Source organism: Nitrosomonas communis, from assembly GCF_024102715.1.
GTDB classification, from domain to species: domain Bacteria; phylum Pseudomonadota; class Gammaproteobacteria; order Burkholderiales; family Nitrosomonadaceae; genus Nitrosomonas; species Nitrosomonas communis_B.
In genome coordinates, this window is record NZ_JAGFJM010000036.1 from 1 (window position 1) to 23,097 (window position 23,097).

The 23,097-nt window shown below is 48.7% G+C and carries 17 protein-coding genes; 6 read left to right on the forward strand and 11 right to left on the reverse strand.

Going from position 1 to position 23,097, the window contains the following annotated elements; translation table 11 throughout:
- On the reverse strand, window positions 1-521 hold a 521-nt coding region (locus tag J5I83_RS03565; RefSeq protein WP_304053335.1), incomplete at its 3' end, for an ABC transporter ATP-binding protein.
- A gap of 266 nt (window positions 522-787) precedes the next feature.
- Between J5I83_RS03565 and J5I83_RS03570 the strand changes: the two genes are divergently transcribed.
- Window positions 788-3,868, forward strand: coding sequence for a hypothetical protein (locus J5I83_RS03570; RefSeq protein WP_304053336.1), 3,081 nt, complete (start codon window positions 788-790; stop codon window positions 3,866-3,868).
- 64 nt (window positions 3,869-3,932) lie between these two features.
- Here J5I83_RS03570 and J5I83_RS03575 read toward each other — a convergent pair whose 3' ends face one another.
- Window positions 3,933-4,970, reverse strand: coding sequence for a DUF2278 family protein (locus J5I83_RS03575; protein WP_304053337.1), 1,038 nt, complete (start codon window positions 4,968-4,970; stop codon window positions 3,933-3,935).
- A gap of 190 nt (window positions 4,971-5,160) precedes the next feature.
- On the reverse strand, window positions 5,161-6,777 hold the full coding sequence (locus J5I83_RS03580) for a Na/Pi symporter (protein ID WP_304053339.1): 1,617 nt from the start codon (window positions 6,775-6,777) through the stop codon (window positions 5,161-5,163).
- 365 nt (window positions 6,778-7,142) lie between these two features.
- Between J5I83_RS03580 and J5I83_RS03585 the strand changes: the two genes are divergently transcribed.
- From J5I83_RS03585 to J5I83_RS03595, 3 genes are all read left to right on the forward strand, one after another.
- Window positions 7,143-7,892: a Mut7-C RNAse domain-containing protein gene (locus J5I83_RS03585; protein ID WP_304053340.1), complete on the forward strand. Its 750-nt coding sequence runs from the start codon at window positions 7,143-7,145 to the stop codon at window positions 7,890-7,892.
- Between the two features lie 152 nt (window positions 7,893-8,044).
- Complete coding sequence (polX, locus tag J5I83_RS03590) at window positions 8,045-9,772, forward strand: DNA polymerase/3'-5' exonuclease PolX (protein ID WP_304053341.1); 1,728 nt, start codon at window positions 8,045-8,047, stop codon at window positions 9,770-9,772.
- Window positions 9,769-11,136 carry an alpha/beta hydrolase gene (locus tag J5I83_RS03595; protein ID WP_304053343.1) on the forward strand — a complete coding sequence of 456 codons (1,368 nt, stop codon included), beginning with the start codon at window positions 9,769-9,771 and terminating at the stop codon, window positions 11,134-11,136. The genes polX and J5I83_RS03595 overlap by 4 nt, the downstream gene beginning before the upstream one ends.
- A 139-nt stretch (window positions 11,137-11,275) precedes the next feature.
- On the opposite strand, the gene J5I83_RS03600 is transcribed toward J5I83_RS03595, so the two are convergent.
- From J5I83_RS03600 to J5I83_RS03615, 4 genes are all read right to left on the reverse strand, one after another.
- Window positions 11,276-12,298, reverse strand: a complete 1,023-nt coding sequence (locus J5I83_RS03600) for a metallophosphoesterase (protein WP_304053344.1) — start codon at window positions 12,296-12,298, stop codon at window positions 11,276-11,278.
- A gap of 96 nt (window positions 12,299-12,394) precedes the next feature.
- Window positions 12,395-13,837 (reverse strand): pyruvate kinase, encoded by a 1,443-nt coding sequence (locus tag J5I83_RS03605; protein WP_304053345.1) that lies wholly within the window; start codon window positions 13,835-13,837, stop codon window positions 12,395-12,397.
- A gap of 28 nt (window positions 13,838-13,865) precedes the next feature.
- Window positions 13,866-14,231: a hypothetical protein gene (locus tag J5I83_RS03610; RefSeq protein ID WP_304053348.1), complete on the reverse strand. Its 366-nt coding sequence runs from the start codon at window positions 14,229-14,231 to the stop codon at window positions 13,866-13,868.
- A 248-nt stretch (window positions 14,232-14,479) separates the two neighbouring features.
- Window positions 14,480-14,938: a hemerythrin domain-containing protein gene (locus J5I83_RS03615; protein ID WP_304053350.1), complete on the reverse strand. Its 459-nt coding sequence runs from the start codon at window positions 14,936-14,938 to the stop codon at window positions 14,480-14,482.
- A 246-nt stretch (window positions 14,939-15,184) separates the two neighbouring features.
- On the opposite strand from J5I83_RS03615, the gene J5I83_RS03620 reads away from it, so the two are divergent.
- Entirely contained in the window at window positions 15,185-15,913 is a 729-nt protein-coding gene (locus J5I83_RS03620; RefSeq protein WP_304053351.1) for a tellurite resistance TerB family protein, read from the forward strand.
- A 335-nt stretch (window positions 15,914-16,248) separates the two neighbouring features.
- Window positions 16,249-16,467, forward strand: coding sequence for a hypothetical protein (locus tag J5I83_RS03625; RefSeq protein ID WP_304053353.1), 219 nt, complete (start codon window positions 16,249-16,251; stop codon window positions 16,465-16,467).
- Between the two features lie 132 nt (window positions 16,468-16,599).
- On the opposite strand, the gene bamC is transcribed toward J5I83_RS03625, so the two are convergent.
- The 4 genes from bamC to J5I83_RS03645 all read right to left on the reverse strand — a co-directional run bounded on the left by bamC (window position 16,600) and on the right by J5I83_RS03645 (window position 22,878).
- On the reverse strand, window positions 16,600-17,745 hold the full coding sequence (gene bamC / locus J5I83_RS03630; protein WP_304053355.1) for an outer membrane protein assembly factor BamC: 1,146 nt from the start codon (window positions 17,743-17,745) through the stop codon (window positions 16,600-16,602).
- A gap of 9 nt (window positions 17,746-17,754) precedes the next feature.
- Complete coding sequence (dapA, locus tag J5I83_RS03635; protein WP_304053357.1) at window positions 17,755-18,633, reverse strand: 4-hydroxy-tetrahydrodipicolinate synthase; 879 nt, start codon at window positions 18,631-18,633, stop codon at window positions 17,755-17,757.
- Window positions 18,634-18,715: 82 nt separating this feature from the next.
- A complete protein-coding gene (gene clpB, locus J5I83_RS03640; RefSeq protein WP_304053358.1) occupies window positions 18,716-21,316 on the reverse strand; it encodes an ATP-dependent chaperone ClpB in 2,601 nt (866 codons plus the stop codon).
- Window positions 21,317-21,372: 56 nt separating this feature from the next.
- The gene (locus tag J5I83_RS03645; RefSeq protein ID WP_304053359.1) at window positions 21,373-22,878 is read right to left on the reverse strand and encodes an FMN-binding glutamate synthase family protein; all 1,506 of its coding nucleotides are present in this window, start codon (window positions 22,876-22,878) and stop codon (window positions 21,373-21,375) included.
- Window positions 22,879-23,097 lie beyond the last annotated feature (219 nt).

The following is a 23,097-nucleotide window of genomic DNA, read 5'->3' on the forward strand; positions in this document are numbered from 1 at the left end:
GTATCCGGATCGAGGTTGCCTGTCGGCTCATCGGCCAGAATCAAGCGCGGGCGATGCACCAGCGCGCGCGCAATGGCAACACGCTGCAACTCCCCGCCCGATAACTGCCGCGGGAAATCCTGCCCCCGTCCCTCTAACCCGACCGCAGCCAACATTTGCTCGGCGCGCTCGAGCGGCAAACGATTGAGCAACAGCGGCAAGGCGATATTCTGCAGCAAGGTCAAGTGAGGCAGGACGTGAAATGCCTGAAAGACAAAACCAAAATGACTGCGCCGCAAATAAGTGACGGCATCGTCATCCCCTGCTGATAGTACAATGCCATCGATACGAATCTCGCCGCTATCGGGCGTATCCAAACCGGCGATCAGATTCAACAGCGTTGATTTCCCTACCCCCGAATCTCCCATAATCGCCACATACTCGCCTGCTGCCAGGGTGTAGGACAAATCTGATAATACTTGCCGTCCATTCGCATAAGCCTTGCTGATGCCGCGTAATTCCAGAATAGCTGTGTTTTTCATGATAAGCCGATTGTCTCTGAAAAAAGCTGAAAAGTCAGCAACCGGCGACGGGAAGCATAAAAACTTCATTTTTCGGGTTAGCCCGAGATCCCAATCCGCTTCCTGAAAGAGTCAAGAAACATACAAAACCCTTCGCATTGATTGCAACTTACGACATCAAGTGCTAGAAATGAGTTATGCTCATAGCGTGCGCATGAAACAGCACAGCGCCGGTTAGTTTGATATGACCCATCCAGTAAAACGGAATAATACAGGGGAATAGCAAAATGACATCTTCATCAAAAGAACCAGATTTGGCAATTGCCGGATTGGCCTTACTGATCGTATTCGGGCTCATGATCTGGCATGACCAGCCTATCAAAAGTGATCGCCCTGCTGACCCAACTTACAAGCAGATACAGGAGCGAAAAATCAAAGGCAATTCCTATGAAAGCTGGCCATGGGAAGACCCTTTTGGCTTTGACCCGAAAGTATCATGGAAAAACCCGATTGATTATTGTTCTCCGTTAGAAATAAAAAGCCACAAGAAGTTAGTGTCATGGGTAGAAATTCACCCCAACACCCTGGATCATCAAGAAAGCCGTATCCGGCAACGCCATGCAGTCATGGCAGGATTGACAGAATCAGGCTACCTTCCTTCGGAACCCAACCAGCTTTACTTTTATTCTTCTAGTTGCCTGAATGATGATAAGAAAGAATTTGACATGCGCTGGGAATACTATAATCAGTCCAAGGAAAACCAGTCAGATAGAGCAGATATCGCCGTGATCTGGATAGACAGAAGGGCTAAATGCGCAGAAAGCAACTCCACAAATGAAAATTGCCTTTCTTTATCAAAGCTAACGGGCTTCAATAAGAATGATTCAATCTATGAAATAGATTTGTTAGCTCCACTTTATCTAAAAGGTTGGGATAGTCCAGAAGCCAAAGAAAAGAATAAAAAATTTGACACGAAGGCACTGACTGCTGAGCTGGTGCAAGAGCTATTTGTTCACCGTAGAATCGCCAAACCTACAGAGATAGCCATCATCACGGAACAGGAAACAGAAAATATCCGCGAGCTTGGTTCGCTATTCTGTCAGTCTTTTAGCCAGAAAATTCCTGAAGAAAAAAACGGCTGTAGCACAAAAATAAGAAACATTACCTATCAAAAAGGCCTGGATGCCTACCTGCAAACAACCGATAAGCAGAATCAAAATAAAGACGATCAATCCGCCAAAAAACAGAATGACCGGCTATCCATTATTGACCACCATAATCCGCCTATTGGAGCAGCCCGCTTTGATTACCTGCATCGACTGGCTGTCGAAATCAAAAATACTCATAATGAGCCTGATCTCAAACAACACATCAAAGCCGTCGGCGTGTTTGGCAGTGACTTTCACGATAAATTGCTTATTTTCCAGGCATTACGCAAGGAAATGCCTAATATCGTTTTGTTCACAACCGATCTGGATGCACAAATGTTCGACCCGGAGCAGTGGCGCTGGACCAGGAATCTGATTGTTGCTTCCCACTTCGATCTAAAACTCAAGGAAGCATATCAGAAACAATCCCCGCCCTTCCGAGATAGCCAGCAAACCGCGCTTTATTACGCCACCTTAATCGCAGCAGCAGGTAAAGAAGATAAAGTCAACTTGCCTAAAAAAGATCTCTCTCCCCTGATTTTTGAAATCGGCAGAAATGGCCCGGTTCCGTTGAGCGCGATTAATTTGGATCAATCTGTTCATCCTGACTATGACAATTTCACTCAACTCAAAGTGATATGGGTTTTATCGGTCGTCATCACATTGGCGATGATTTTTTTGCTATCCCAAATACAGCCCAATTCGAGTATTCTGATTGGCTGGCTGTCAGTGACAGCGGCCATCTTTTATGTGACTTGGCTTATTGCGCTGGATAAAGCCAATGCTCCACTTAGCTTGACTGACGGCGCCAGTCTTTGGCCGACCATCTTGATACGGATTATTGCCTGCTTGCTGGCAGGGCTGTTCTTATTAAAATCACTAGAAATACTTGAAATCAATTTTGATCGCCTGAATAGAAGATATTTTAGTGGCAAAAACCAACTTGAGACACTCGTCACAGATGATATTCCTTTCTCGATCAAGAGAATAATCGATAATCTAAAACAAACTGAAATCGATAAACAAGAATTGGTTTTTAGATTGTTAGCTGTCATTTCTTCTTTGATAAATATCATGCTGTACCAGCCATATGCTGTCTCACCAGCTACAGAGGCAGATTTAGATTTATTTGCACTAACAGCTATTTGGCTATCCTGGATATCTATTTGGCTATCCTGGTTATTTTGGTTATCTTCGTTACCCCATAGTTATTTTAATAATTCCAAATTGTATATAAAAATCGTTATACAATTCGTCATCATATTTATCTTTTTATATTTAGTATGGAGTTACCTTCCTAACAGAACAGCAACAATCATTAGTTTATCCTTCCTCACACTATCACTCTTCTCTATTACTTTAATTAATCCAAACTTCAAAACGATTAAAAGCTGGACTGAAGATGACACTTCCAACAAAACAATCCCTCTCGATAGTTTGTGGAAACAGTATTACGAGCATGGCCGGCTCAGGCAGCGTCTAGTGAGCATAACTGAAATATGGTTATTTTTCGTGACCATGTTTGTCGTTCTGGATAGCATGCTGCCCTTTTTGTTACCCGTTTGGCCTTCTCCCTGCCGGGGAGCAAGCTGTGGTTGGGATTCCTTTTTCCAAACAACCAGCTTCACCGCCATCATGTTCTTGATCATTTTTGTACTGGATGCCTTGAGACTCTGCTTTTACTGGATAAAAAAACTGCGCAAAAAACATCCTTTGCTGGTTGATTGGACTACTTTGCAATCCCCTCAAGATCAAGCGCTTTATATCAAAGAAAGGAACAAGAAAGAATCATTGGAATCGCTTGAAATACTCGTAACTTTGGTCGCCAAAAGAACGCGCGTGGTCGACCGGCTTATTTATTATCCGCTGATTGCCATGATGCTGATGCTGTTTGCCAGAATCAATTATTTCCACAACCTGGACTTTCCGTTAGCCATCGGGATCACGTTTGCCATCAGCATAACCCTGCTCTTTTATGCTGGCTTCAAGCTCCGGTCAGAAGCTGAATTGCTCAAGATCGCAACCATCAACTGTGCGGAAAAATTGGCCAAGAACAGTAATGGAAACGATGCAAACACAATCATTCAGAAAATACGCAGCATCAATTACGGCGCCTTCTATCCCATGCTGGAACAGCCTGTCATGCGAGGGCTATTGCTAATATTGGCTTCAGTGGGTCTTTTCGCTGGTGAGTACCTCATGATATTTGGATCACCATAGGAATCCACGCGTCATGCGCTCTCCTATTCTGGTTGAGGAAGCGATAGCCCTATTGAGCACAGCCTCAAAACACGATAGTCCAGCCGCTACGAGCCTGCTCCTTGGTATAGGATACGCCGTGATATTTAAGCCCATCGGGATTAAGCAGGCTAATAATGCCGCCATTATTACCTAACTGCGCGCCCTGACCATCCAGTTTCACCACCCCGGTTGTACCCGGGTTAAGCACCATGTTACCGATAAAGGATCGCCTTTTATTCCTGTCTGCAATCAGCCAGCCGGACAAATCAACGGTGTTTGGCGAGCGATTAATCAAGGTCACCGTTTCATTTCCGGCATCGTCCCCTTTCGGATTGACCAGCGCCGCGATGATTTGAATATCAGATTCTATTTGAGGGGGTATCAGGCCATCGCATCCAGGGAGTCGATGGCCGGTTCGATCGTCGGTATGCCAGCACTGTGATTGGAAAGCCAGGAAAACCGCGACCCATTGTTCTGGCCACAGCTCACTGCCAGCGCCCACCTGTTCTATGCTCGGAAAATGAAAAAGCAGCCCGCCATCCTGCCACACGCCGTCTTCCTCAATAAACTGCCCGACATTCCCTTGATTCATGTGGATATCGTGAATGCCGTTGCCAGGCAGGAAACCAAAATATTTGTCTTTTATTTTTGCTTCCGGCCCCCAACGCTCGCCGAAAGCATAAATACTCGCCCGCTCGTCACCAATGGCGCGTTGGACATAAGCATCAATTTTTTCATTGAGATCATTATCCGGCCCAGGGATATTATGTGGTAAAGGGCGCATTTGCCTGGGATCGAACAGATTGCCGCGGATGAAATCAAGCGCCATTTTGTCTGGTGCGCTCTCCAGTGGCGTAAAACCCTTATCCAGACGAATCAGTTTTTCCAGGATGGGGTGGTGAAAATCGTCGATGATTAAATATAAAAGCTCTGAGGGCGCCAGCTTGGATTTCACATTAATCGCGATACGATAGTCCGTGGTATCGTCGATCAGATGCACTTCATAATGCGGGCTCGAACCTTGTCCAATGATTTTATTGATCGCCTTGCCTTTCAGAACGCCGTACTGTTTTAATGTCATGATTCCTCCTAAAATGCGTTACGGTAGGGATAGCATTTGAGAATTGCTGTTCAAATTGATCTGGCCCAGTTTTTGAAACGAACACAGCTTTGCTGCACGATGATGTTAAGCAACAACAAATAGGCAGGCAATAATGCAAATGCGTACAATTATGAAAAACTCCGCGTTGCACACGCTCGCAGCCGAAGCTTCACTCGTCCAAGGAATCTGGCGGCTCCATCTCGCTGTTTTCGGCTTCCTCTTCAGCCAAATAATGGCATAGACGCCAGGTATGATAGGTTACACGCTCCAGCCAGCGAATGGCATCCAATGCCTCCAGCGCATCGAACGGACTCTGTTTGCCGTGGGCTGTCCGGCGCAGGATGACCAGACGCTCGTCATGACGTAACTCTGCCAAGGCTTGCGCCTGGCGCTCCATCTGCATCATCCACTGGGGTGACACCCGATTGAGCAATCCCTGGCGTGCTAATACCAGCGCCTTTTGGCAACGAGTCAACGCACCGTGCAGTGCTGGCTGGGCCATCACCTTGCGTGTGGCTATAGATAAGTTCAAACGAGTGAGCAACCGTGCCAGATGATCAATCGCATGCAATTGCGCCATGCGCGAGCGGGATAGCGGTTCGTCATCGGTAATGGGTGGAATCTTGGCAAAGAAGTGTTGTGTCGTTTTTAGAGCATCCTTGACTTCAACCCGCTGCGGCTCGCTTACACGCGCCACCGCACTGCTCAGCAAATGATTCAGCAGGCTGATCGTCTCAAGCGTGGTAACGATCAAGGTACGGCGCGTGGACTCGAGCGCAACTGCCGGCGCCTGTAACAAGGTATCGTCCAGGTGACGGGTCAGGCGCGGCCCCTGCTCAGGCAACAGCCGCTCGATCGAGCGCGCAAAAGTACGGTTAAAAGGTAGAAAAATTACCACGCCCAAGGTAATGAAAGCAGTATGGAAAGCAGCCAGACTTACCGCACCCGACTCCAAGCCCATCTGTTGTTGCGCGAATGCCAGCCCCCATAAAAATGCGGGTAGTAATAGCAGGGCCATGATGCCGCTAACCAGGTTGAATGCAATATGGGCCAGTGCAGTGCGTTTGGCGGAAACGCTGCCGCCACTAGCCGCCAGGGCGCTGGTAACAGTTGTACCGATCGCGGCACCGATCACGAGTGTTGCTGCCTGATCAAAATTGATTGCATTGACATGCAGGGCAGTCAATGTCGTTGCTACCACTGCGCTCGAGGACTGCATGATGACCGTCATGAGCATCCCGATCACCACTGTTGCCAGGCGGCTGATCACGCCAGTCGATGGCAGCGCAGCCAGATCGAAGACCCCGGCCATATCCTGCATGCTGTTTTGCAGCTTATCGATACCTATGAAAATCAGGCCAAAACTTGCCAGAGTCAGACCCAGCGAGCGCCAGCGTCCATGGGAGAGTAACCGTAACAGCGCACCGACGCCCACCAGCGGCAATGCGTAAAAACCTAAACTGACTTTCAAGCCGAGCATCGAAACGACCCAGCTAGTGCCAGTAGCTCCCAGGCTTGCACCCAGCACCACGCCGACCGCCTGCGGGAAAGTAAGCAGGCCTGCGCTGACAAAACCAATCAGCGTCATAGTGGTCGCACTGGAAGACTGGACCATCAAGGTCACCAGCGCTCCGGACGCAAATGCCTTGTAAGGTGTGCCAGTGAAGCGCACCAGAGCGCGGTTAAGCGCGCCACCGGCTAGCGCCTTGAGTCCGTCAGTGAGCAGTACCACGCCCATTAAAAACAGGCCGATACCCCCTAGCAGCTGAAAAATCATGGCGGTCATGGCCGGATGACCTCAAGCGAATAAAATAATCCGCGCACTTCCAGTATTGATTTGATCAACCTTTATTCTCCCGTTTGCATCAAGCCAGCCAGGTTATTAACTGTTGGCAGTATGCATCGATGCTTATTTATGATCACCACTCCCGGTATTTTCATGTTATTTAGCCTTATCCTGGACTGGTTTCGTTCCAGTTGATAACAAGCTCACTCTGCACCTCGACTCATTCCTTTTATCCTTTTTGCTTTTGTTTGAGATAACGTGCTACGCTGCAACTGTCAAAATGTAACAGCAAGATCAAATGATTGACATATCAGCCCTGATTTTCTGGCAGTTTACCCTATGACAATCAGCGAGGAGCAGGAAACGTGCAACCCGATAATGTAGCTGAATTTCGTTTCTATGCCGAGCTGAATGATTTTCTTTCTCCCGAGCAGCGCCAGCAAACGATGCGCTATCGTTTCAGCGGTCATCCAGGAATCAAAGATCCGATCGAAGCTTTGGGTGTACCTCATACCGAAGTAGCGCTGATCGTTGTCAACGGACAGCCGGTAACTTTCAGTTATCAACTCCAGGCAGGCGATTACGTTTCGGTTTACCCATTTTTTACAACTCTGGATAGCGCCGCCTTGCCCCAATTACGCGATCAGATTTCATCCGATCCTCGCTTTATCCTGGATGTCAATCTGGGCAAGCTCGCCAAATTTATGCGTTTACTGGGCTTTGACAGCCTCTACCGTAACAATCTCCACGATGCGGATATTGTAAAAATCGCCGTGAACGAGCAACGCATCGTGCTGACCCGCGATCGCCGCCTGTTGCATGCCAAGCAAATCCAGCATGGCTACTGGGTGCGCGCTGTCGATGTCGATAGCCAGATCGAGGAAGTCATCCGCCGCTTCGATCTATGCCATTTGATTCATCCGTTTGCGCGTTGCCTGGTATGTAATGGCATGCTGACACCCGTCGACAAAACGGCTATCCTCGATCAGCTTGAACCCAAGACCAAGCGCTACTTCCAAACTTTCCGTCAATGCGTCAATTGCCAGCGCATCTACTGGGAAGGTTCGCACCTGGAGAATATGCGGCGACGTTTCGCTGGCGTGTTGACGCCCTAATCAGGGCGTCAATTTTCATTGCACCAGCAGGCCTGGCAAAACTAGTCAAAGTGATGGGAAGCTACTATGATCATAGCAGCCAGATTTGAATCTAAATTCGCATGTTCATAACTTGTTTTCCTGCTCCTGCGCCAAAAAATGAAGGAGAGATCATGCCCATTCATAATGCCGATATTGCAGTCATCTTCGAAGAGATCGCTGATTTGCTCGAAATCGAGAGCGCCAATGTGTTCCGTGTGCGTGCTTACCGCAATGCTGCCCGCACCTTGCAGGAACTGGGTAAAGATGTGCGGGCTATGGCGGAAAATGATGAGGATTTGACCAGGCTGCCTGGTATTGGCGATGATCTCGCTGCCAAGATACGGGAAATCGTCGAGACTGGCCACTGTGCCATGCTGGATAAATTGCATAAGCAATTGCCGTCGACCATTACAGAGTTACTGAAAATTCCTGGGTTGGGACCCAAACGGGTAAGGGCGCTGTACCATGAACTGGATATTCATACCATGGAGCAATTGCAACGCGCCGTGCGCGATCACCGCATCCAGGCCCTGCCCGGCTTCGGTGAAAAAACCGAAATACACATTGCCGACGCTCTGGCAGTACACGCTGGCAGCAGTAGCCGTTTCAAACTGGCCGTTGCCGCTCAGTATGCTGAACCGCTGGCAACCTGGCTGCGTACCATTCCCGGTGTCCACCAAGTAGTGATCGCAGGCAGCTACCGGCGCGCGCGGGAAACAGTGGGCGATATCGATATTTTAATCACAGCTATGGCGGATAGCCCGGTCATGGCGCGCTTTTGCAGCTATGATGAAATCGCAGAAGTGCTTTCGCACGGCCCGACGCGCAGCAGTGTGGTGCTCAAGTGCAAGCTGCAAGTGGATGTGCGCGCAGTCAGCCCGGAAAGTTACGGTGCTGCGCTGCATTATTTCACTGGCAGCAAGGCACATAACATTGCCATCCGCCGTCTGGGGCAGGAGCGAGGACTCAAGATCAATGAATACGGCGTGTTCAAAGGGCAGGCGCGCATTGCGGGGGAAACTGAGGAATCTGTCTATCAGGCGGTGGGGCTACCGTTTATTCCGCCGGAATTGCGCGAAGACCGCGGCGAAATTGAAGCAGCCCGGCATGGATATTTACCCAAACTGATCGAATTGAGTGACCTGAAAGGTGACCTGCATGCGCATAGCAGGGCAAGCGATGGTCATGACACCTTGAAAAAAATGGCTCAGGCCGCGCAACAGCATGGTTTTGAATACCTGGCCATTACTGAGCATTCCAGCCGGCTCACGATTGCGCGGGGCCTTGATTCAGTGCAACTGACCAAGCAGATGGACGAAATTGACCGAATTAACGAGCAGTTGCAGGGCATCACCCTGCTCAAGGGGATTGAAGTCGATATCCTGGAAGATGGCAGTCTTGATCTGCCGGATTGGGTGCTGGGAAAGCTGGATCTGGTCGTCGGCGCGATCCACAGTCACTTCGGCTTGTCCCGCGCCCGCCAGACCGAGCGCATTCTGAAAGCGATGGATCATCCTCATTTCACGCTGCTGGCCCATCCCAGCGGACGGCTCATCGCCAAGCGCGAACCCTACGATGTCGATATGTTGCGTATCATCCGCAAAGCCAAGGAGCGCGGCTGCTACCTGGAGCTTAATGCCACTCCTGACCGGCTGGATTTGCTCGATACTTATTGCCAGGCAGCCAAGGATGCAGGCGTGCTGATCAGCATCAATTCGGACGCGCACAGTGTGCTGGATTTCGATAACCTGCGCTTTGGTGTCGGTCAGGCGCGGCGCGGCTGGCTGGAGAAACAGAACGTACTGAATACACGCTCACTGCAAGAGCTGCGGCCCCTTCTCAACCGTACGATGTCATGATCGATTGCCGCAAGCATCTTACGAGCAGTCCGAGCGAGCACAATATTTACCAAAACGCCGTTTGGCTTAAACTCGCCGAAGGTCAATGTCAATTGCTTAGCCGTTCGACAAGTTACCCGCGACCGATCATGGTTTTACTGGAACGATCCGCCAGGCTGGTATTCCTGCTTTTGCTATTGGCGATGCTTGCGGGTTGCGTCCACCGGCAGTTTGTCACCGAACCCTATCCCCGCTGGGGGGAGGAAATCCCGATCAACCAGACGAATGAGGCCAATCCTCTGATCCTGCGCGTCATGCAGCCTGCCAACCCAGACGATGCGCCAGCCTGTGTGCTGCTGGTGCACGGCATGAATGAATATATCGGGCGTTATGATGAAATAGCCCGCTATTTTGCTCAGCGTTTCATGGTGGCAGGCTTCGATCTCCATGCGCATGGTCTATCCAATCCGATACTGCAACAAGCAGATCAGGCCCTGACTGGGGGTGCTGCCCAACAGTCAGTCAGTGATGCCTATCTGGCACAAACGCAACTGTATGATCTGGAGCCGATGCGACAGGATCTGGACCTGGCATTGCGCCATTTCATCCCCCTTTGCGATAAGCAGCATCAAGTGGGCAAACCAGACAAACCAATCTTCCTGGTTTCTCATAGTCTGGGTTCCCTGATTGCTGCATCCTACTTGCTGGCAACTTGGCAAGCGCCTGATCCGGTCACGCGAATACAAGGAATCGTCCTGCTGGGGCCAGCGTTTTCTGTCAGTGAAGTTCCTGGCTGGCGCGGCTGGCTGGCAAATCCGTTCATCAAGTTATCGTTTCACGCGGAGGAACATTTTCTGCATCCGCACCCCGAGCCTTTGCCATTGTTGATCGTGAATCAGCTTGTTTCCTTTATCACTGTGCCATTGCTCGATAGTCTATTTGAAATTTTTTCCTGGCCCGGCCTGCGAACGCTGTTCACGCCGGTTTCACCGCCTTGGGTCGTAGACTATCTCACTGACAGCGAAGCAGAAAAAGTCCGCATCCGCGCAGATGGCTGGATCATCCGCCGCACTCTGTTGCGCTATGTCAAGGGAATCGAAGCAGAAGTCGTTCACTTTCGCCGCCGCATGAACGAGTTTACCCTCCCCTATTTGCTGATCTACTCGGGGCGAGATCCAATTACCCCTGCCTGGGGCAGCGAAGATTTCGCACAGGCTACCCTGCAGAATCATCCCGACAATGCGCTACTGCCGCTACCGGAAATAAGCCATCACGAGCACCTGTTCTCATCGCAACCGTTACGCGATGAACTCCTGGAAAAAATCGAACAATGGCTGGATAAGCGACTACTGTCACTGGATCAGCCGCAAGCAGCAAACCGCTAAAGTAACCAGGAGATTGTTTCAGTGAAATATTTACAAATGTCCCCATCCGGCCTGTCGAAAGCCAATGTCAGTTGCTTAGCAGTTCGACGAGCTCACCGTGAACGGTACAGGGGTTTTATGGAAACGATCCATTAGTCCACTAGAACAGCGAATAGCTTTTCTGATTCTGCTCAATAATTTCCTGCTGGATAGTAAAAACTTCTGGTGCATCAGCATCGACCACTACGCGCACCCAGTGCACGTCGCGGTCACCAAAAGTTTCCACCCGCGTGACGTTTCCCAGACGAAGATGGCTCACACTGCCGCGCATGGGCTTGTCCACCCGGAAATAATGCGAATCCCCATGAGCAAGCATAACGGGTTTACCAAAATCCACGGCCGCTTGTTCAAACGCTTGGAGAATTTCTTCGAATCCCTGTCGCGCTCGTTTTCCTTTAGCCCCTTCAAATCGAGGATTGGCTTGAAAAAGTAGAAACACGCCACGCGCGTTCATGGCGTTAGCTTCGTCAAAAGCCTGCTTTATCCACGATACGGCAGCGTTTATCCGGCGCGCAACCTCATCGTCATCCGCTTGCGTACGTGTCGCAAAAGGCGCTAGTCCATTATTACTGCCAACAATATGCAAGGTTGCAAACAAGACTTGATTTCTCATCCAGCGCACATTTTCGACAAATTCCGGAAAATTTGGATCATTTGCCTGGCTCTGGACGGTCATGGTTTTCTGCCCCAAACTCACACCCGGGCGTGGATAAAAAATTTGCCGTAAACGTGCCAATCGCTCAAGCGGCAAGTACGATCCGGCAAAAATACGATGGCAATCTGTCCATTCGTTATCGCCTGGCGTTAGGATGAACGGTATTCTGAATCGCTGGAATCGTTCCAAGCGATCCAGAAACAATTCATCAAAACAGCGTGATGAACCCGACTTGATATCGCCCGCATGCAGCACCCATTCCAACTGCTCGTTGGCATTGATGGCGTGGATAACATTATCGAATTTCCAATAATCATCAGCGCGGTAGGGCATGTCACCTATCAATGCGAATTCGAATTTCCCTGAGCCTGCGCTGTTACCCCGCTCAGATTGCGGTTGTGCCTGAGCATGTGTGCAGAAAAGCATTGTTATCCATAGCGACGCCACCAAAAATTTCAACCGCGACATGTTTTCTCCTGAATCAGAAAGGAATGCTCATTTTGGTTAGCAAACTAACAGTATAACAATTGCAAGCGAAGGAAAAGTCAGCATGCTTCCACTTCATTACCAGTGCAAACGCTTCAGCAATGCGCTTTTTTTCCGTTGATGCGCTTGCATGCGCTGCAAGATGTTATCCAGCACTGCAATAGCTTTAATAATATGCGCGCCTTTGTTGAGCATCACGCATTCAGCCCGCTCACTCATGGCTGCATCAGTAACTTCAGCCCGGCTGGGCTTACCGCTTTTGACCAGCGTTTCCAGCACTTGTGTTGCCCAGATAACCGGAACATGGGCGGCTTCGGACAGCCACAAAATCTCTTCCTGCAATTCAGCCAATCGCTCGTAGCCACATTCTACCGCCAAATCACCGCGCGCAATCATTACACCAACTGCCGGCCAGCGTAACAACGTAAGCAAAAGCTCCGGCAATTGCTCAAAGGCAGCACGTATTTCGATCTTGATCATGATCCCAAGCTTCTGTCCGCCGAGCTGTTGAAGATGATCTTGCAATAATTCAATGTCAGCAGAGTGTTGCACGAAAGAAAGCCCCACGATATCGGCATGCTCCACAATAAACGCCAGATGCTCAATATCCCTCACCGTTAATCCGCTTAGTTCTAAATGCGTATCCGGCAGATTGATCCCTTTGTCAGCCAGTAATTTCTCGCCGGTATCGCACGCCTGGGTAATCTCGACCACGAGATGATCCGCGTTGACACTATGAATAACCCCGCCAATGCGACCATCGTCAAAAAGTACACGCTCCCCGGGTTGAACATGATCAAAAATTTCAGGCGTCAGGCAGGCAATACTCGCCGGATAAATGAGATGACCAGCTGAATCCAATTGCGCAGCTCTTCCCGGAACCTGTTCGCGCGTCAACAATAAATGATCACCGCGTTTTAACCGGATCACCTCGGCTATCCTGGGCAATACGCCCACTTCACAAGCATTCGTCAGAGATGATTTTCCGGAGACACGTTTGCCTACCCGATTAAGCTTGCTCCCTAGTCTGATGTAGGCTGTTTTATTACACTCAGCCCAACAGCCTGTGCCTGCCTGCTCAACTATCCTGAGCGTGCGGCTGGCACCTCTTGCGTCAACAAACTCGATTTTGTCCTGAGGCGTTAATTGCTGTAGCCAATCTTTCTTGACGGGCAAACAAGCATCCGCCTGTTTCGGATAAGCGGGCGATCCATTTTCAGGATACAGCCAAATCCGGGCAGGTGCGATCAGGTTGCCGTAAACATCACGATGAGGACGCCATTTAATGACACCAGGGCCCAATGCAATTTGTCCAGTACGTAGCTTGGGCCCGGCCAGATCCATCAGAACGCGGCAAGAACGCCCTGTTTCACGGCAGGCTTGTTTGATATACGCAATCATCCTTGACCATAGGGCTGCATTATCATGGGCGCAATTGATACGGGCACAATCCATCCCTGCCAGCAACATCTCTTTGACCAATTGGTAATTACTGGCAGCTTCGGTGGGCAACGTCACCATGATACGCACCCATCTATTGGGAGGAGGATTACCCAGTAGATTTTGTATTATTTTCCAATAAGGTAGTGCCGCTGACTGAAGGCATGGTCAGGGCCGTAGGCTTTTTTTGTGCCTGCTTTCCCAGCGCGTGCTGCAGCAATACAATGATCGCATTCAAATTGCTGAGAACTTCTGCCTCTGCGCGTCCCAAGGAGGACAAACCGGCTGCGGCTAATTTCTTCTGTAATGGGCGCATATCCCGCCGGCGTAGCCCCAGGTAATGAATCAAGTTAGCGGCACTCGCTTTATGATGCGCATCGATCAGATTTAAGATTTCGGCAGAGTCATTTTCTACTGCGATCAATTCTTGCTGCAATATCTCTAATTCCCGCAGTAACGCAGTATAGGCCTTCATTCTTTCGTGCTTGATTTGGTCATTGCGAAGTAGATGCGCCAGCTTGATAGCAGGCAAGTTAATTCGGATTACACTGCCACTTTATTGTGACACCTTTGTGACACTCATTGAGCACAAAAAACAGCCTGTTGGTAAAGATAAAGCCATAATGTTCGTGATGCAGTGGACATTGATCGGCTGTGCTAGTTTTTGCAAAATGAGCGATGATGGAAAACCGCAGCTACCGGCTCTTCCCATACCGACTAGCACTAGCATGTTGATTTCGCAGTGAGTCGACGATTGATTTCCCATAAGGCTTCCTCCGGAACAATTTCTTGAATGGCGGGGAATAAATGCTGTTCCTCAAAACGGATATGCATGCTAAGTAGCGTTGAAAGCGCCTGACTTTCCATCGTTAGCACTGTTTCCTGGGCAAGGTTTTTTCTCAAATGATCCACGGCTTGCTGAATATCGGCATGTTGCTTTAAGGTTTCGACAATTTCCAGGCGATCTGTCGATGAATACTGAGAGAAAACAGGCAGTAAAATTTCCTCTTCTTGACGGAAATGGCTTTGCAGGCTGGTATCCCAGAAAGCAACAAAACGACTAGCAATCTGGTGAAGCAATGGCATGTCCGCATTGGTAGAGGCAATGCGCAGATTTTTTGCCTGAACAAGCACATGATGATGATCATGAGACAAAAGATAAAGGCTTTTGTGACGTTTCATGGGTAATCACTCATTTTCTGGATGATCGATCAGTATAACCATGCGGAAGAAACGAGAGCATAGCAATGAGCCGATAATATAATGAAGCATAATAAGAATAATTGATGTATCAGAATTAGTTGCATTACGTGTTTGTACGTATTTACTCGCCCTCCTATTTCGGATTAACTTCAAGCATAGTTTGATGGGTATAGGCAATCTTCCTATAATTTTTCACAAAGATTATTCAAGCAAAGGAGTTATATCATGAGCTATGGCGACATTGTTGGACGTTTGTTGAACGCAATGACAAACGAAGGGCATTCAAGACTTGAACATATGGCCCATTCTCCTCAGTCTACAAAATCTACCAATAAATGGTTAAGCCTGATTGAAAAATTCCTTCATTCCAAGCAGGCGGGTAACGTCACAGGCGCGCAACTGGGCGGCATAGGGGCACTGGCTGGCGCTCTGCTGGGCGGCGGCGCTACCGCAGCAACAGGCGCATTAGGCGGAAGCGCATTATCAATGCTGGGAGCCATGGCAATCAATGCGCTTCAAAAAAAATATGGTGCCCAATTCTCGGATGTGCAGGAGCGTGCTGATTCCTCGCCCGAGGAACCAGCAGCAGCGATGACTTCAGCAGAAACAGAAAAACTCATACTGCAGGCGATGATCAGTGCTGCCAAAGCAGACAAACAGCTTGATCAATCAGAAATGAACAAAATTATGGGCAAGGCGGGTGAAGACGGTCTCACAGAGGAGGAACGTCAATTTATTCGTGATGAGCTAAATCAACCACTGGATCTCAATAAGCTGGTTTCTAGCGTACCTAACCAAATTGTTGCCACCCAGGTTTATGCAGCTTCATTGTTTGCTCTTGATATCGATACGGAAGCGGAAAAGAACTATTTACGCCAATTGGCACAAGCACTTAGTCTGGATATAGAAACAGTTAGAAGGCTTCATGAAATGACGGGTTCCCCCGTAATTTAAATCTATTTTCATATTATTTCTGGTGCCAACCATAGAATTGACCGTTATACCCGGAAGCACAGCAGTTATTGCGCCCTGCACAATGTTATGCTGGAACTCAGCAGGCAGCGTATCTGTTTTGCCTGCCAGTTGTGGCTTTGACAAAATTTCCGGCTGGCACGATATCCCAGCAGAACCGTGTCTGGTTCTAGGGTTTGACGAATTAAAGGTAGTATATTCTGCGGCTAAAGCGTGAAAATTTTGTTAACTAATGCTTGAGCACTGAAGTATTTTCGTTATATACTGAAATCGTCACAAGTTCTTAGTTACACAAATTTTAATAAGGAATCAATATAATGAGATTTTTTCTGATCGCCGCCGCTTTAACAGCCTTAACATTGTCAGGATGTGGCAGACCAGGCCAGGCATTACCTGAACAAGAAAAAGAAAACTACGAGAGAATCATATCCGGCGGAAAGTTAGAATGCCCTCATGGATTAGATGCTAATGGCAACTGCCTTAAAGAAGGCGCTGACCCACGTCCATACGGTGGCACCAGCAAACCAGGACATTAATCATATAAGAAATGTCGCAAAATTAAAAACCGCCTAACTCGGCGGTTTTTTTAATTTCTAGTTCTGCCCCTTCTCCCCCACACTGAATTTCATTCATTAGGCATGAGATCGTATACTATCCGAGTATCTAAGCTATTTGAGCTGCTCATACAATAAATTAAGAATTCGATTAGTTGCTTCTGATTCTTCCGGTGTGCCATCCTGGTTAAGTACCTTGACTTCGCTATTGGCACCGACTTCGTTTACTTGAATACGATATCGCTCCGCTTTTGAGTTAGCATCACTCCGCCAGAAAGCAAGTTTTGAAAGTATCCCTTCCCCTTCACTTGCCTTCCGGCTTTCGATATCAGGATCGGCATAACGAACAAAATAAACACCATTTGATCTATCCCGATCTTCAACAGTAAAGCCCACACGATCAAGTGCCAGCCCGACGCGACGCCATGCGCGTTCAAATGTTTCGCTCACTATGAGTACACCGTCCCTGGCTTTGTCCATATAAGCCTGCTTCTCGACGGTGGCACCATTCGTTACAGCAGCCACTTCTTGTCTGGCAAGTTCTTCTTCTGTACCAAAGCGCATCATCAAGCGGGCAAGCATCTCTGCTTCCAAATCAGGATCAGCAGGACGCGGCTGCCAAATAGTACGTTGCGTATTTCTGTCAGCAAGCACTTCGTCCATCCCTCGGTGACTGATGAAAATTTCGGTCGCACCTGATTCATTTCGTTCTAACCGTGTGCGAAATTTGTCACGTTCAGAAGTGGAGTACAAACTATCCAGAAAAGTTGAAAGAACGCTGCGAATAATATCCTGCGGAATTTTTGCACGATTCTCCGCCCAATCAGTCTCCATAATTCCCACATCAGGCGCCTCAACCTTAATCAGAAATCCCAAATCCTGCCAGAATTCTTTGACTATTGGCCAAACATCTTCGGGAGCCTGTTGCACGACTAACCACCGCTGAGTGCCAGATCGGGCAACATAGACTGCATCTGTTGTTAGCGGCAATATAGCACCACCATTATAGGCCTGCGGTTGTTCTTCACGTTCTCTGTTATATGTAGAGAATGTTGCACTTCCTGAAGAAGAGATGTCAGGTACAGCATAACGATCATCTGCAGATGGTGCTGTCAGATCAGGCGGCACCTCCAACGGAGGCAGTTTACCAGCCGACTTATAATCTATTTTTTTACTTTCCGGCAATAAATTACAGCCAGAAATCATTAGCACCCACGCTACGCTCAGTATGATTGCTCTTTGGTGTTTTATTCTTGACATCACAAACCTTTAAATCAGAACCTCAGCTTGTTTCATGGCATCTTTGATCAACTGATGGAATTGATCAGAAAGCGGTATTAAAGGCAACCGGATACCCGAGCCTATCAAACCCATTTGCATCACAGCCCACTTTACTGGAATTGGATTTGCTTCGACGAACAAATCTACATGCAGTTTCAACAACTTATTGTTAATAGTGCGGGCAGTCGTCAAATCTCCAGCAAACGCTGCAACACACATTTCATGCATTAATTTCGGTGCAACATTTGCTGTTACTGAAATGACACCATGACCTCCTAACAGCAATAATGCAAGTGCAGTTGCATCATCCCCGCTATACACGCTGAAATCCACTGGCACACGATGCAATAAATCACAACCACGCGCAATGTTACCTGTGGCATCTTTTATGCCAATGATATTAGGAATTTGTGCCAGCCGAAGGACGGTATCATTGGAAATATCGGCAACTGTTCGACCAGGCACATTATATAAAATCGTCGGAATATCGACTGCTTCCGCCACTGCCCTGAAGTGTTGATAGAGCCCTTCTTGCGTCGGCTTATTATAGTAGGGAACCACCGATAAGCAAGCATCTGCACCCGCATCCTTGGCAAAGATAGTCAGGTCAATCGCTTCTTTCGTGGAGTTTGCTCCAGTACCAGCGATAATCGGTATTCGCCCAGCCGCATGCGCTACTGCAGTTCGTATCAGCAAATTGTGCTCATCAAAATCTACAGTAGGAGATTCGCCCGTTGTCCCGACCACTACTATAGCGTCTGTTTTTTGTGAAATATGAAAATCGATCAGCGCACAAAATTTCTCCAGATCCAAAGCGCCATCTTCAAACATAGGCGTAACAATCGCGACCAGGCTACCTCTCAGCATAAGAATTCACTTTAAAAAAATAATATTTTACCTGAAACTCTCTACTCACATGCATTATCGCTTGGCTTTCTTTTATAAAAACTCATGCAGCTTTGGAAAATGTCAAAATACCATTTACACAATCCACTTTAATCGTATCTTTAGCAGCAAAATTACCTTGCAAAAGTTCTTTTGCGAGTGGATTCTCGATTTGTGCCTGTATCGCGCGTTTCAATGGACGCGCACCGAAGACAGGGTCAAAACCTGCTCGCGCAAGCTCTGATAAAGCAGCATCAGTGACTTCGAGCTTGATTTCCATTTTTTCCAGGCGTGCCTCCAAGTTGCGCAATTGGATCTGTGCAATCGATTTAATATGCTTTTCATCCAGCGCATGAAAGACAACAACCTCATCAATGCGATTAATAAACTCGGGACGAAAATAAGCTTTGACCTCCCCCATCACTGCAAGTTTGATCACTTGATAATCATCTCCGCTCATTTGCTGAATCATCTGCGAACCGAGGTTAGAAGTCATGACGATCACCGTATTTTTAAAATCAACCGTCCGCCCCTGTCCATCCGTCATGCGTCCATCATCGAGCACCTGCAGCAACACATTGAATACATCCGGATGCGCTTTTTCTACCTCATCGAGCAAAATCACCGAGTAAGGCTTTCTGCGCACCAATTCGGTAAGATAGCCGCCTTCCTCGTAGCCAACATAGCCAGGCGGAGCACCTATCAAGCGCGCCACGGAATGCTTCTCCATAAATTCCGACATATCAACCCGAATCAAATGTTCTTCGGAGTCAAACAAAAATTCAGCCAATGTTTTGCATAATTCCGTTTTCCCTACGCCGGTAGGCCCCAGAAATAAAAAAGAACCATAAGGCCGGTTGGGGTCAGCCAGTCCTGAGCGCGAGCGGCGAATCGCATCTGAAATGAGTCGTGTTGCTTCATCTTGCCCCACCACACGTTCATGTAATTTTTGCTCCATCAAGAGCAGTTTTTCGCGTTCACCTTGCATCATTTTGGCAACCGGAATACCAGTTGCACGCGAAACTACTTCGGCGATTTCTTCAGCACCTACTTGTGTCCGAAACAACTTCGGCTTGTTGGTATCTTTGCCTCGTATAGCTGCTTCAGTCTGCTGGATTTGTTCTGCAAGTTGTGCTTCCAGTTGAGGAATACGGCCATATTGCAATTCCGAGACTTTCTGCCAGTCTCCCTTGCGTGTCGCGGTTTCCACTTCCTTTCTGAGCTTTTCCAGTTCCTCCTTGATCTGCTGTGAGCCTTGCACACGTGATTTTTCCGCTTTGAGAATTTCTTCCAGATCGGCGTACTCACGCTCCAGTTTTTTAATCTCCTCTTCCAGCAACGCCAGCCGTCTTTGCGATGCTTCATCTTTTTCCTTTTTCATCGCCTCCCGTTCGATCTTGAGTTGGATCAGTCGGCGATCGAGCTTGTCCATCACTTCAGGCTTGGAATCACGCTCCATACGAATCCGGGCAGCCGCCTCATCGATCAAATCGATGGCCTTATCCGGCAGAAAACGGTCAGTAATGTAACGATGGGATAACTCTGCTGCCGCTACAATGGCGGGATCGGTAATGTCCACGCCATGATGCACTTCATAGCGTTCTTGCAAACCACGCAAAATGGCAATGGTTGCTTCCACCGTCGGCTCGTCGACCAGCACTTTCTGAAAACGCCGCTCTAACGCCGCGTCCTTTTCCACATACTTGCGGTATTCATCCAGAGTCGTCGCGCCGACACAGTGCAATTCTCCTCTGGCCAGCGCGGGTTTCAGCATATTGCCGGCATCGATGGCACCTTCAGCCTTGCCCGCGCCCACCATGGTATGCAGCTCATCGATGAATACGATGGTGCGGCCTTCGTCCTGCGCCAGCTCTTTGAGCACTGCTTTCAACCGCTCTTCAAACTCACCCCGATATTTTGCGCCTGCTAGCAATGCTGCCATATCGAGTGACAATACGCGCTTGTTTTTGAGGGTCTCAGGCACTTCCCCATTGACGATACGCTGCGCCAGCCCCTCGATGATGGCGGTTTTACCTACCCCTGGTTCACCGATCAGCACTGGATTATTCTTGGTGCGCCGTTGCAACACCTGGATAGTTCGCCGAATTTCGTCATCACGCCCAATCACCGGATCCAGCTTGCCCATGCGTGCGCGTTCAGTAAGATCGAGCGTATATTTCTTCAATGCCTCACGGCTTCCCTCTGCCTCCGCGCTGGACACATGCTCACCACCCCGCACTGATTTGATCGCTTGTTCCAAAGCGTTACGGTTCGCGCCATGTTGTTTCAGCAACTGCCCAGTTTCACCTTTATCCTCAAGTACGGCCAGCAGGAACATTTCCGAAGCAATGAACTGATCACCCTGTTTCTGCGCTTCCTTATCAGTCAAATTAAGCAAACTATTGAGGTCGCGCGAGATATTGATTTCTCCACCAACGCCTTCCACTTTGGGCATACGTTCCAGGCTTTTTATCAACGCCTCGCGCAGGGGGCTAACATTAACACCCGCACGCTGCAATAGTGAAGTTGTCCCGCCATCATCTTGCTGCAATAATGCAAGTAGCAAATGCTGTGGTTCGATATACGGATGATCCTTACCGAGCGCCATGCTTTGGGCTTCACCGAGTGCTTGCTGAAATTTTGTGGTTAGTTTATCGAAACGCATAGAAGCTCCTGATGAGAATGGAAATTGACCTTACTATATGGGAAGGCAACGAAATTTCAATCTTTGCGCATTGCTTCATTAAATTCTTTACGCACTTCCGGATAAGGATACAGCATATTCAAGGCGATGCTCTTGCCCGCGGTTTCGACGATGCGCACATGCTCACGCCGAAACTCGCGCGCATGCCTGAGTCCGCAGGAATGCGCGATCATGCCAATTTCCTTGTTGACATTCATCGCATAATTAGCAACACGCAGGTATTTTTCTTCTACCACCAGACCATGTTGTAGCCGGGGATTATGCGTGGTAACACCTGTCGGACAAGTATTCAGGTGGCAGCGCATCGCCTGGATACAACCCAACGAAAACATAAAGCCACGGGCAGTATTAACAAAATCTGCTCCCGCACATAATGCCCAGGCACCATGCGCCGAGGTAACGAGCTTACCTGCCGCAATGACACGAATCCGTTTCTTCAAGTCGGATTCAATTAACGCATCCACCACGCGTGGTAACGCCTCTGCTATCGGCAATCCGGCATGATCGACCAGCGTTTGTGGCGCAGCGCCGCTGCCGCCTTCTCCGCCATCAATAGTCAAAAAATCAGGCGCGTACTCCAACCCACGCCGATGAATGGTATCGCAAAGTTCATTGATAAAGCGCCAGCCGCCAATGGCTGTCTTAACACCTACCGGACGCCCGGTTAAATCGCGGATATAAGCCACTTTATCCAGCAATTCATCAATACTGCCAATATCACGATGACGATTGGGGCTGATAGAATCCTGAAACGCAGGAATACCGCGAATAGCAGCAATTTCAGAGTGTACCTTGGGACCAAGCAGCACCCCCCCCTTGCCAGGCTTAGCACCCTGCGAGAGTTTAATCTCAAAAGCCTTGACGAATTGGGCGATTTCCTTGGCGCGCGCAGGGGAAAAATTGCCGTGTTCATCGCGGATACCATATTTGGCCGTGCCGATCTGCATAATGATGTCGCAATCACCTTCCTTATGATAAGGTGCAAGCCCGCCTTCTCCAGTGTTGAGCCAGCAACCAGCCTTGGCTGCACCCAGTGATAACGCCCGTACTGCCGGCGCAGAAATGGCGCCATAACTCATGCCACTGATATTGATGATCGAATGAGCTTCGAAAGGAAATTGACAATAATCTTCACCAATCAGCAGCGAAGGCGTCGGCAACTGATCTTCTTCTAAAATTGGAAAAGTCGCGTTGACGAAAATGATCGCACCGGGCTCGCGCAAATCATAAGTCGAACCAAAACCAATTATCCCTCCCTTATTCTTGGCATTTTTGTATACCCAGGCCCGGGTGGCACGATTGAATGGCAATTCGGTCCGATCACCGGAAAATAGATACTGGCGGAAGTATTTTCCCTGAATCTCGAAAAAATAGCGTAACCGCCCAATGATCGGATAGTTGCGCAAGATCGTGTGCTGCTTCTGGGTGATGTCGCGGATAAACAGCGCCACAATAGCCCCGACGACTATCAGCCCCAGGATTGTGCCGATACTATATACGAGTAGATTCAGTACGTTGGACATATTGAATTCAATTATCCTCCTTATGTTGATTCGTAGTATCTCATGGAGCGGTAAGAATCAATCCAGAAAATGCCAGACTAGCATTGACAAAAGCTATTGGTAAAGACGATCAAATCGTTTCGCCGGTTCCCTGCAGATAAAATTTTAGTCGCGCAAATACCCAGTTTAATCGGCTCATCCGGCAAATGCGTAATCTGGCTTTGTAGTACGGCATGAAGC

Coding starts and splice junctions, on each gene's coding strand:
- J5I83_RS03600 (WP_304053344.1), bottom strand. CDS start 12,298: ATGTCGCGGTTGAAATTTTTGGTGGCGTCGCTATGGATAACAATGCTT.
- bamC (WP_304053355.1), bottom strand. CDS start 17,745: ATGTCAAGAATAAAACACCAAAGAGCAATCATACTGAGCGTAGCGTGG.
- J5I83_RS03645 (WP_304053359.1), bottom strand. CDS start 22,878: ATGTCCAACGTACTGAATCTACTCGTATATAGTATCGGCACAATCCTG.
- J5I83_RS03615 (WP_304053350.1), bottom strand. CDS start 14,938: ATGAAACGTCACAAAAGCCTTTATCTTTTGTCTCATGATCATCATCAT.
- dapA (WP_304053357.1), bottom strand. CDS start 18,633: ATGCTGAGAGGTAGCCTGGTCGCGATTGTTACGCCTATGTTTGAAGAT.
- J5I83_RS03570 (WP_304053336.1), top strand. CDS start 788: ATGACATCTTCATCAAAAGAACCAGATTTGGCAATTGCCGGATTGGCC.
- J5I83_RS03625 (WP_304053353.1), top strand. CDS start 16,249: ATGAGATTTTTTCTGATCGCCGCCGCTTTAACAGCCTTAACATTGTCA.
- J5I83_RS03605 (WP_304053345.1), bottom strand. CDS start 13,837: ATGGTGACGTTGCCCACCGAAGCTGCCAGTAATTACCAATTGGTCAAA.
- J5I83_RS03620 (WP_304053351.1), top strand. CDS start 15,185: ATGAGCTATGGCGACATTGTTGGACGTTTGTTGAACGCAATGACAAAC.
- J5I83_RS03595 (WP_304053343.1), top strand. CDS start 9,769: ATGATCGATTGCCGCAAGCATCTTACGAGCAGTCCGAGCGAGCACAAT.
- J5I83_RS03610 (WP_304053348.1), bottom strand. CDS start 14,231: ATGAAGGCCTATACTGCGTTACTGCGGGAATTAGAGATATTGCAGCAA.
- polX (WP_304053341.1), top strand. CDS start 8,045: ATGCCCATTCATAATGCCGATATTGCAGTCATCTTCGAAGAGATCGCT.
- clpB (WP_304053358.1), bottom strand. CDS start 21,316: ATGCGTTTCGATAAACTAACCACAAAATTTCAGCAAGCACTCGGTGAA.
- J5I83_RS03575 (WP_304053337.1), bottom strand. CDS start 4,970: ATGACATTAAAACAGTACGGCGTTCTGAAAGGCAAGGCGATCAATAAA.
- J5I83_RS03580 (WP_304053339.1), bottom strand. CDS start 6,777: ATGACCGCCATGATTTTTCAGCTGCTAGGGGGTATCGGCCTGTTTTTA.